The organism is Stenotrophomonas sepilia (assembly GCF_003244875.1).
GTDB classification, from domain to species: domain Bacteria; phylum Pseudomonadota; class Gammaproteobacteria; order Xanthomonadales; family Xanthomonadaceae; genus Stenotrophomonas; species Stenotrophomonas sepilia.
Genome location: NZ_LXXZ01000021.1, coordinates 1 through 649, shown reverse-complemented (window position 1 = coordinate 649; position 649 = coordinate 1). Strand labels below are relative to the sequence as shown.

1 pseudogene is annotated in these 649 nt (G+C 59.5%); it reads right to left on the bottom strand.

Features of this window, described 5'->3' with window-relative positions:
* Positions 1 to 70: 70 nt before the first annotated feature.
* Positions 71 to 649 (bottom strand): annotated as a pseudogene (sucC, locus tag A7X97_RS01700) (succinate--CoA ligase subunit beta); the annotation flags it as partial.

The window sequence follows — 649 nt, the reverse complement described above, 5'->3', positions numbered from 1 at the left end:
AGCCCTGCACGATCACCTTGGTGTTCTTGTTAATCAAAACAGACATGGGAATTTCCTTCGGTGTCGTGGATCAGGCGGCGTTCTTGACCGCTTCAACGACCTTCTTGGCGCCGTCGTTGATGTTGTCAGCCGGGATGATGGCCATGCCGCTGTCACGCAGCAGCTGCTTGCCCTCTTCCACGTTGGTGCCTTCCAGGCGCACCACGACCGGAACCTTGACGCCCACTTCCTTCACGGCGGCGATGATGCCTTCGGCAATCATGTCGCAGCGGACGATGCCGCCGAAGATGTTGACGAAGATGCCTTCAACCTTGTCCGAGGACAGGATCAGCTTGAACGCTTCGATGACGCGCTGCTTGTTCGCACCGCCGCCCACGTCCAGGAAGTTCGCCGGCTCGCCGCCGTTGAGCTTGATGACGTCCATGGTGGCCATGGCCAGGCCGGCACCGTTCACCATGCAGCCGATGTTGCCGTCCATGGTGACGTAGTTGATGTCCAGCTCCGAAGCGGTCACTTCGGTTTCATCTTCCTGGGACTTGTCGCGCATCGCGACCAGTTCCTTGTGGCGGAAGTTGGCGTTGTCGTCGCTGTTGAACTTGCCGTCCAGCGCGTACAGGTTGCCATCGTCCAGGATCGCCAGCGGGTTGAT